We start from the raw sequence: 9,094 nt of genomic DNA, 5'->3' as shown, positions 1-9,094 counted from the left end.
CATCCGCTTGGCATGTCTGGCGCGCGCATCACCGGCACGGCGGCACTGGAACTGAAGCTGCGCGGCGACAGGCTGGCGCTCGCCACCATGTGCATCGGCGTCGGGCAGGGCATCGCCATCGCCGTCGAGGCCGTCTGAGGCGGTTGCACCCTTCTTGAAATGAAAACGGCGGGGAATTTCACCGCCGTTTTGTATTTAAGAGAGCTTTTTAAGCGCCGAGCCCACGGTCGATCAACCGGGCAAGGCGTTGCGAAAACGCTTTGGCGTCAAGCGGGCGGTCCCCGTCCAGAACGCGGGCCTCGTCATAGAGCAGATGCGCCACGTCGCTGCGGAAATCCGGCTCCGCTTCGCCGAGTTTCGCAAGTGCCGCAATGCGCGGGTGGCGCGGGTTGATTTCGAGGATCGGCTTCGAGGCGTTATCCAGACGACCCGCCGCACTGAGCAGCCGCTCGAACTGCCGGTCGAGCGCATTCTCGGGCGCAACGAGGCAGACGGCGCTCTCGGTCAGGCGCTCGGAGGCGCGCACATCCGACACGTCGTCGCCCAGCGTTTCCTTCACGAAAGCGAGGAAGCCATCGACTTCGGCCGGAGTTTCCGGCTTGTCTTTCGCTTCCGTCTCGGTCAGCGGAATCTCCGCCAGATCGGCGCCGCCCTGCGTGACCGACTTGAACGGCTTGCCGTCGAACTCCGGGGCGTTGGCCGTCCAGAACGCATCGATCGGATCGGTGAGCAGCAGCACCTCGATGCCGCGCGCACTGAAGCCCTCGAGCTGCGGGGAGCCTTCGAGGCGGGCACGGTCATCGCCGGTCATGAAGTAGATGGCCTTCTGGCCTTCCTTCATGGCCGCGACATAATCGGCCAGATTGCGGGTCTCGTCGCCCGATGCAGTCGAGGTGAAGCGCACCAGCTTCAGAATCTGTTCGCGGCGTTCGAAGTCCTCGTAGAGGCCTTCCTTGATGACCGCGCCGAAATTCTCCCAAATCTTGCCATAAGCCTCGGCATCGTTCTCGGCCACTTTGGCGAGATCGTTGAGAACGCGGTTGGTCACGCCCTTGCGAATGGCGGCCAGAAGCGGGTTCTGCTGGATCATCTCGCGCGAGATGTTGAGCGGCAGATCGGCGGAATCGACAATGCCGCGCACGAAGCGCAGATAGCGCGGCACCAGTTCGGCGTCATCGGTGATGAAGACACGCCGCACATAGAGCTTCATGTGGCCGGAGCGGTCCGGATCGAACAGGTCGAAGGGACGCGAACCCGGAATGAAGGCCAGCACATTGTATTCCTGGCGGCCCTCGGCGCGGAAATGGATCGTGGCGGCGGGCTCGTCATATTGGCCGGCAACGCTACGGTAGAAGTCGGTGTATTCTTCGGTGCTGATGTCGTTCTTCGACTTTATCCAAAGTGCTGTGCCGTCGGCGATTTCGCGCGGCTCCGCGTCCGGCTTCTCCATCAGCGAGACAGGCACCGGCACGTGGCCGGAATGCGAGCGTACAAGCTGTTCGAGGCGCCAGGCTTCGGTGAAGGAGAGGGCGTCTTCCATCAGATGCAGAATGACGCGGGTGCCGCGCTGCGGGGCATCTTCAAGTGCCGCCGGACCTACCGAGTAGGCGCCCTTGCCGTCGGATGTCCAGCGCCATGCCTCGTCCGATCCGGCCGGACGAGACACGACCTCGACTTTCTCGGCCACCATGAAGGCGGAATAGAAGCCGACGCCGAACTGGCCGACCAACTCGGCTTTCTCGCCGCCCTTGGCCGCCTCCAGCCGTTCCATGAAGGCGCGGGTGCCGGAGCGGGCGATGGTGCCCAGCGCCTCGGTCATGTCCGCACCATTCATGCCGATGCCGTTGTCCTCGATGCTGAGGCGCCTGTTGTCGGCATCCGCGACAATGGTGATGCGCGGCTTCGGATCGTCGCCCAGCAGCTCGGGCCGGGAGATCGCCTCATAGCGTAGCTTTTCGCAGGCGTCGGCGGCGTTCGAGATCAGTTCGCGCAGGAACACCTCGCGCTCGGAATAGACCGAGTGCACCATCATGTGCAGAAGCCGGGCGACATCGGCCTCGAAGCTTTTGGTTTCCATATCGGGTGTGGTCGTCGTCATGTCGGATTGCCCCTGAATTATCCGCTCTGAATTATCCGGCTCCCAGATGGCGGCACGGGAACGCATTTTCAAGCCTTGAAAGCGATGACCTGCTTTCCATGAAAAAGGCGGGCGAAAATGGATTCGCCCGCCTTTCCCTCATCTGTCGAGCTGTTGTTACAGCGCGCGGTCGTCGTCGCCTTCCTTCACGCGGGTCGGCAGGCCGATCTTGCCGAGCAGGTCGAGGAACGGGCGCGGCGGCAGTTCTTCCACATTCGCCATCTTCTTCACGTCCCATTCGCCGGAGGCGACCAGAAGTGCGGCCGCAACCGCCGGTACGCCGGCGGTGTAGGAAATGCCCTGCGAACCGACTTCCTCGTAGGCTTGCCTGTGGTCGGCGACGTTGTAGATGAAGACTTCGCGTTCCTTGCCGTCCTTCACGCCCTTCACCAGATCGCCGATGCAGGTCTTGCCGGTGTAGTCGGGGGCCAGCGAACCCGGATCGGGCAGCACCGCCTTGACCACCTTGAGCGGCACCACTTCGAGCCCTTCCGCCGTTTTCACCGGCTTCTCGGACAGCAGGCCCAGATTGTTCAGCACGGTGAACACGTTGATGTAGTGGTCGCCGAAGCCCATCCAGAAGCGCACATTCGGCACCTTCAGGATCTGCGAGATCGAATGCACCTCGTCATGCCCGGTCATGTAGGCCTTCTGCGTGCCGACGACGGGCAGGTCCCATTCCTTGCCGATCTCGAACATCCTGTTCTCGGTCCACTTGCTGTCCTGCCAGGACCACACGCGGCCGGTGAACTCGCGGAAGTTGATCTCGGGATCGAAATTGGTGGCGAACCAGCGGCCATGGCTGCCGGCATTGATGTCGATGATGTCGATCGAATCGATGCGGTCGAAATAGTCGTCATAGGCAAGCCTGGCATAGGCGTTGACCACGCCCGGATCGAAGCCGGCGCCGAGGATCACGGTGACGCCGGCCTTCTCGGCTTCCTCGCGACGCTTCCACTCGTAGTTGGCGTACCATGGCGGCGTCTCGCACACCTTGGCCGGATCTTCGTGGATGGCGGTGTCGATATAGGCAGCACCCGTGTCGATGCAGGCAGACATGACCGACATGTTGAGGAAGGCGGAGCCGACATTGATGACGATCTTGGCGTCGGTTTTTTTGATCAGCGCCTTGGTCGCCTCGATATCAAACGCGTCGAGCTGGTGCGCCTCGAACACGCCTTCGGCCTTCATGGCCTTCTTTTCCCGGACGGAGTCCACGATGGACTGGCACTTCGCAAGAGTGCGCGAGGCGATATGCAGATCGCCGAGCACATCGTTGTTCTGCGCGCACTTATGCGCCACGACCTGCGCCACGCCGCCGGCGCCGATGATGAGCACGTTTTTCTTCATTCCGGGGGATGTTTCCTTATCGCTGGAGGGAAAGTGCAGGCCTTATGAGAGGCTCTGCTCGTAATCCGCGAATCCGAATTCGCGGACAGTCCTGACCGATCCGTCCAGTTCACGGATCGCGATTGCCGGCATGTTGACGCCGTTGAACCAGTTCTTCTTGACCATGGTGTAGCCGGCCGCATCCTGAATGGAGATACGGTCGCCGGGCTTCAGATCTGTCGGGAAATCGAATTCGCCGAATATATCGCCGGCAAGACACGATTTGCCGCAGACCATGTAGCGGTGCGGGCCTTCATTCGGCGTCACCTTGGCGGTTTCGCGATAGATCAGAAGGTCGAGCATGTGCGCTTCGATCGACGAATCCACGATGGCGAGCTGCTTGCCGTTGAACAGCGTGTCGAGAACGCTCACCTCCAGCGTGGTGCTTCTGGTGATCGCGGCCTCGCCCGGCTCCAGATAGACCTGCACCCCGAAGCGTTCGGAAAATGCCCGGAGGCGTTCGCAGAAGGCGTCGAGCGGATAGTTGTCGCCGGTGAAATGAATGCCGCCGCCGAGGCTCACCCATTCGGCCTTTGCGAGCAGCGACCCGAACTTCTCCTCGATCTGTGACAGCATCTTGTCGAACAGGGAAAAGTCCGAATTCTCGCAATTGTTGTGGATCATGAAGCCGCTGATACGGTCCATGACCTTCTCGACCTTCGCCGCATCCCATTCGCCCAGCCGGCTGAACGGGCGGGCCGGATCGGCCAGATCGAAGGAGGATGACGAGATGCCGGGATTGAGCCGCAGGCCGCGCGCAATGTTGCCGGCGCGATCCGCGAACCGCTCAAGCTGGCCGATGGTGTTGAAGATGATCTTGTCGGCGTGGGAGACGACATCGTCGATCTCGTAATCGGCATAGGCTACGGAATAGGCATGCGTTTCGCCGCCGAATTTCTCGCGCCCAAGCCGTACTTCGTAGAGCGAGGAGGAAGTCGTGCCGTCCATGTACTGGCGCATGAAGTCGAACACCGACCAGGTGGCAAAGCATTTCAGCGCCAGCAGGGCTTTCGCCCCCGATTTTTCGCGCACATAGGCGATCTTTTCCATGTTGCGGAGAAGATTTGCCTTGTCGATCAGGTAGTAGGGGGTCTGAAGGGTCATTCGGCCTGCTCGCGAAATTCTCCCGGATAAGGAGATTTCAAACTTCGGATTTCGGGGAAACGCTTTTTGAAACCTTGTCCGCGGCTCCAGGCGGATTGTTTCAGATTCGTTTGAAAGGAAAATGACGACCCGGCGACGCTTGATCATCAGCGTCCGGGCAATGCGCCCGCTTACCTCGCGGGCTCCAGTCTGGGTCTCAGGGTCGTCTTCATGCCGCGGAAGTTAATGGACCCCCCCCTTAAGTTCAAGTGACATCTTCACGACACGGCCCTGCTTGACAAAACGCCAATATGATCCAAGCTATTAAGCATGAGTATTTCGTGGGCCCATATCATGTTTCGGTGTCATCCCTTGATGGGATGCTGACCCGGCTCGGGCCGTCCCCCCGAGTCCGGGGGCATTCCATCTTTGAAATCCAGCGGTGCAGGACAGCACCAGAACCTTCAACCGGAAGGCCCTGAGGCGACACCTTCGGGCTCAACACACCGCCCGTGCGGGCGGCAGAGCGAAGCAGAAAACGCCATGCGCAAACCGAGCATCATCATCAGCAAGGCCGACCACGATCGGCTGACCACCCTTGCCAACGGCCTTCTTGAGAGGAAGCCGGAAATGGCCGACGCTCTGCTCAACGAGCTGGAGCGCGCCAAGGTGGCCGCCTCGGGCAATGCGCTGCAAAACACCGTGCAGATGGGCGCGACCGTCGATTACGAATCAGATGACGGCAACAAGCGCCGCGTTACGCTGGTTTATCCCGCCGATGCCGATATCGCACAGGGAAAGGTCTCGATCCTCACGCCGATCGGCACGGCGCTGCTGGGCCTCAAGGTCGGTCAGTCCATCGACTGGACCGCCAATGACGGCCGCACGCATCGCCTCACCATCACCTCGGTGGAAGACGTCGTCGAAGCTTCGTGAGGCGGATGTGCCGGCGCGCGCTGTCCTGCCTGATCAGCCCGAAATGATTGTTCGCGGCAGCCTTGTTGCCGGCGCTCCACACAGATTTTTCCATCACGCGGGGTGCCTGATCGCAGGCCTCTGACCCCTGATGCGACGGCTCGCATCAGGGGAATGATCCATCAAGCCATAACGGACTGGCGTCGGAACGGCTTACCCGTTCCTGCGGGAGATTTGCCATGGTGACGGAGCCTCATTTCCAACTCACAACAGGGGACCACACGACCCTCCAGGCGATTCTGGAACGGCACAACGGCCCCTATGATGCGTTCATGTCGCTGCTTGAACGCAAGGTGCGCGAAAGCACCATCTATTTCCGCGACGATATCCCGTCGAACGTGGTGACGATCGGCACACGGCTGATCTATGTGGTTGATCAGACAACCCGGGGTCCACGCGAAATCGTTGCAGGCGAGGCAGAGGAAGGAGCGGGTGTCCTTTCCATCCGCACGCTGCACGGTCTCGCGCTGCTTGGTCTTTCAGCAGGCTCGGCGCTCCGGGTTCCGGCCGAAAACGGCGGTGTCGAACTGGTGCAGGTTCGCGAGATCCTGTCGCAGCCGGAGGCACAGGGGCGTGCGGCCGGCTCCGTCAGGAAGGTGGTGGCCTTCCGGCCCCGGAGCATGGCCGCGCCTGTCGCCTTCGATCCGGATGACGATCCCGGCCCGAGCGCTGCCTGACTGCCTTGGGCCGGCAAGTCAGCCCTTGCACTGTCCGGCGGCCACGGCCTCGATGCGCTCCATGCCGCCGACGCGTTCGGCGAAGCTTTCCCACACCGCACGCGCCGGAGCTTCCCACGCAGCCCGGTCGGTGATTTCATGAAGGACGGCTCCGCCGTCTTCGGCGACCTTCACCGAAGCCTTTTCGTCGGCCGCCATCAGTGCGTTGAAATGGCGCGCGCCCTCGACGGCGGCCTTTTGCAGGACGGAGCGGGCTTCCTCGTCCAGTCCCGACCAGAAGCGGCCGGAGAAGATCACGGCGCCCGCCGCGTGAATGTGGCCGGTCAGCGTGACCTGCGGCACGACCTCGTAAAGGCGAAAGCCCGCATAGGCGGACAAGGTCAGATCCATGGCGTCGACATGGCCGGTGGACAGCGCATTGTAGGTTTCGGTGATCGGCAGCGCGATCGGATGCGCTCCGAAACTCTCCCACAATTGCGCATGCAGCGGGCTCTGGATGACGCGGATGCGCTTGCCCTTCACCTCGTCCGGTGACAGCAGGGGCTCGCGCGCCAGCAGATGGCGTGCACCGTAATTGATGAAGGCGGGCGCGACGATGCCTTCCTTTTCCAGCCGCTCGCCAAGGTCGTCTCCACACGCGCCCTCCAGCGCGGCTTCGAGATGGGCGGCGTTGCGGAGCAGGAAGGGCAGGTCGAAAAGCTGCGTTTGCGGCACCCATGTAGACAGGTTGGAGAGCGTCGACAGGCTGGCCTGAATGGAGCCGAGCCGGATGCCTTCCGCCACTTCCTTCTCGCCGCCGAGTGCCGCGTTCGGCACGATGTTGAAGGCGAAGCGCCCCGGCAGTTCGCGCTCCACCGTCTCGGCTATGTGCTTCCACACCAGCGTTTCGGGTTTGTCGTCGCCCAGCAGCGAGGCGGCGACGACGGGCGTTGCGGCGTGGGAGCGGCTCAGTGCCGGCATGGCAAGCGGCATTGCGGCAAGTCCGGTAAGGAAGGTGCGGCGACTGGTTCGCATGGCTCTGGTCCTTGATCAGGGGCTAAGGAAAGCGGCGTGGGCGGCGATGCCCATGCTGATGCACAGCAGCGCCAGAAGCAGCGCTGCGAGATAGGGCCGGGTGGCTGAGAACAGGCGGGTTGCCGGCACGCCGGTGGCGGCACTCGTGACCTGCACCAGTATGCCGACCGGCGGCGTCAGCCCGCCGATCATCAGGTTGACGACCACCACGACGCCGAATGCGACCGGATCGATGCCGACCGCGGCAGCGACAGGCAGCAGGATCGGCGAGAACAGCAATATGGCGGCGCCGATGTCGAGCACGAGGCCGACGCCGAGCAGGATGAGATTGGCTGCGATCATGACCATGAACGGATTTTCGCCGAAGGACCGGGCAAGACCGGTGGCCCATGGGCCGATGCCGTCTATGGCCAGCAGGAAGGCGAGCGGGGTCGCCGCCCCGATCAGCATGGTGATGGCGGCGGTTTCGACGCCTGCCTGTTGCAGGGCGGCGAAGATACCGGCGCGGCTGTGACGGCCGCACAGGGCCAGCACCAGCGTGTAGGCCGCGGCCAGCGCCGCAGCCTCGGTCGGACTGACGATGCCGAAACGGATGCCGGCCACCACGATCAGCCCCAGCCCGAAGACCGGCACGGCCCGTAGCGCCAGCCGCGCGCCCGAAACTTGCGGTTCGCTGGCAGTGGGGACCTCGATGACGGCCCTGAAATGGATGGCCACGGCCAGCGCCACCGCCAGCGCAAGCCCGGCGAACAGCCCGCCCGTCAGCAGTGGGCCGACCGGCAGGTTGGTGGCCGCGGCCAGGATCAGGAAGGCGATGGAGGGCGGGATGATGTTGTCGAGAACGGCGGTGGAGGCGATGATCGCGCCGGCGCGTTCGGGCGTATAGCCGGCTGCGGTCAGCGGTTTCATGAAGGTCTTGGAACTGAACGCCGCATTGGCGATGGACGAGCCCGACACGCCGGAAAACAGCACGCTGGTCAGAAGCACGGTCTGGCCGAGCCCGGCGCGACGCCTTCCGACCATGGCGGCGGCGAAGCGCACCAGATCGCCGGCAGCGCCCGAGATGGTCAGCAAGCCCCCGGCCAGCAGGAAGAAGGGAATGGCGAGCAGCAGATAGCGGCCGATGCCGCCAAGCAGCGACAACGCCAGAGCCGGCTCGACCAGCATGCTGCCGAAGGCGAGCGCGACATAGCCGGCGAGCACGAAGGCATGGACAAGCGGCGCACCGACAAGGATGCCGATGCCGATAACGATGAGTGCGGCAAGGCTGGGCGAAAGCAGGGACGAGGACACCCCGGCGGCAACCGGCATGAGCATCAGCGCTGCAACCGCGCCGGCGGCAAGCAGAAGTCCCATACGCCACGCGCCGATCAGCACCAGCACCCGCATTGCGATCCCGGCTGCGCCGGCCAGCCCGAGCGCTGCCGGGCGCATCCATTCGCCAAGTCCGAGCAGAGCGGAATGTCCGCCCACCTCCAGAGCGGCTTTCGTTCCGGCCGTGGCCAGCACGCCGCAGGCGGCAAGGGTAAAGGCTTCCGCAAGTGTCTCGCGCAAGGCGGCCCATCTGCTTTTGCGGCCATGGGCGAAAAGCTCGATGCGCATCGCCAGCGCGCCATCGGCGATCATCGGAAAGCCGAGGCAGGCGAGCAGCAGCAGCAGCCACACCATGGCTTCCTCGATGCCGAGGAAGCCGGAGCCCAGCAGATAGCGCTGCAGGGTCGTTGCCGTCACCGCCGCCAGCATCAGGGCAAGCACCACGCCGCAGGCGCGCGTCAGCGCGCGCTGCAAAATAGCTGCCCAATGGCCGGCGCGGGTCATC

Annotated in this window: 7 protein-coding genes and 1 pseudogene; 3 read left to right on the top strand and 5 right to left on the bottom strand. The window is 63.2% G+C overall.

Annotated features, from left to right (window positions below; translation table 11 throughout):
• Positions 1-138, top strand: a pseudogene (locus tag AC5XE7_RS13350) (3-oxoadipyl-CoA thiolase); the annotation flags it as partial.
• 70 nt (positions 139-208) lie between these two features.
• On the opposite strand, the gene htpG reads toward AC5XE7_RS13350, so the two are convergent.
• The 3 genes from htpG to AC5XE7_RS13335 form a co-directional block, all read right to left on the bottom strand.
• Positions 209-2,098, bottom strand: a complete 1,890-nt coding sequence (gene htpG / locus AC5XE7_RS13345) for a molecular chaperone HtpG (protein ID WP_495366302.1) — start codon at positions 2,096-2,098, stop codon at positions 209-211.
• A gap of 156 nt (positions 2,099-2,254) precedes the next feature.
• Positions 2,255-3,487: a saccharopine dehydrogenase family protein gene (locus AC5XE7_RS13340; RefSeq protein ID WP_495366303.1), complete on the bottom strand. Its 1,233-nt coding sequence runs from the start codon at positions 3,485-3,487 to the stop codon at positions 2,255-2,257.
• Positions 3,488-3,529: 42 nt separating this feature from the next.
• The gene (locus tag AC5XE7_RS13335) at positions 3,530-4,630 is read right to left on the bottom strand and encodes a carboxynorspermidine decarboxylase (protein ID WP_495366304.1); all 1,101 of its coding nucleotides are present in this window, start codon (positions 4,628-4,630) and stop codon (positions 3,530-3,532) included.
• A 522-nt stretch (positions 4,631-5,152) separates the two neighbouring features.
• On the opposite strand from AC5XE7_RS13335, the gene rnk reads away from it, so the two are divergent.
• A complete protein-coding gene (gene rnk, locus AC5XE7_RS13330; protein WP_183827652.1) occupies positions 5,153-5,545 on the top strand; it encodes a nucleoside diphosphate kinase regulator in 393 nt (130 codons plus the stop codon).
• A gap of 218 nt (positions 5,546-5,763) precedes the next feature.
• Complete coding sequence (locus AC5XE7_RS13325; protein ID WP_495366305.1) at positions 5,764-6,261, top strand: GreA/GreB family elongation factor; 498 nt, start codon at positions 5,764-5,766, stop codon at positions 6,259-6,261.
• Between the two features lie 18 nt (positions 6,262-6,279).
• Here the strand turns inward: AC5XE7_RS13325 and AC5XE7_RS13320 are convergent, their stop codons facing one another.
• Together AC5XE7_RS13320 and AC5XE7_RS13315 are read right to left on the bottom strand one after the other, a co-directional pair.
• Positions 6,280-7,275, bottom strand: a complete 996-nt coding sequence (locus tag AC5XE7_RS13320) for a TRAP transporter substrate-binding protein (protein ID WP_495366306.1) — start codon at positions 7,273-7,275, stop codon at positions 6,280-6,282.
• 15 nt (positions 7,276-7,290) lie between these two features.
• Positions 7,291-9,093 carry a TRAP transporter large permease subunit gene (locus AC5XE7_RS13315; RefSeq protein ID WP_495366307.1) on the bottom strand — a complete coding sequence of 601 codons (1,803 nt, stop codon included), beginning with the start codon at positions 9,091-9,093 and terminating at the stop codon, positions 7,291-7,293.
• Between the last annotated feature and the right edge of the window lies 1 nt (position 9,094).

It is taken from the genome of Aquamicrobium sp. YD-1-mutant5, from assembly GCF_059509755.1.
The sequence above is the reverse complement of the archived record's forward strand: the minus strand, read 5'-3'. Positions and strand labels throughout refer to the sequence as shown.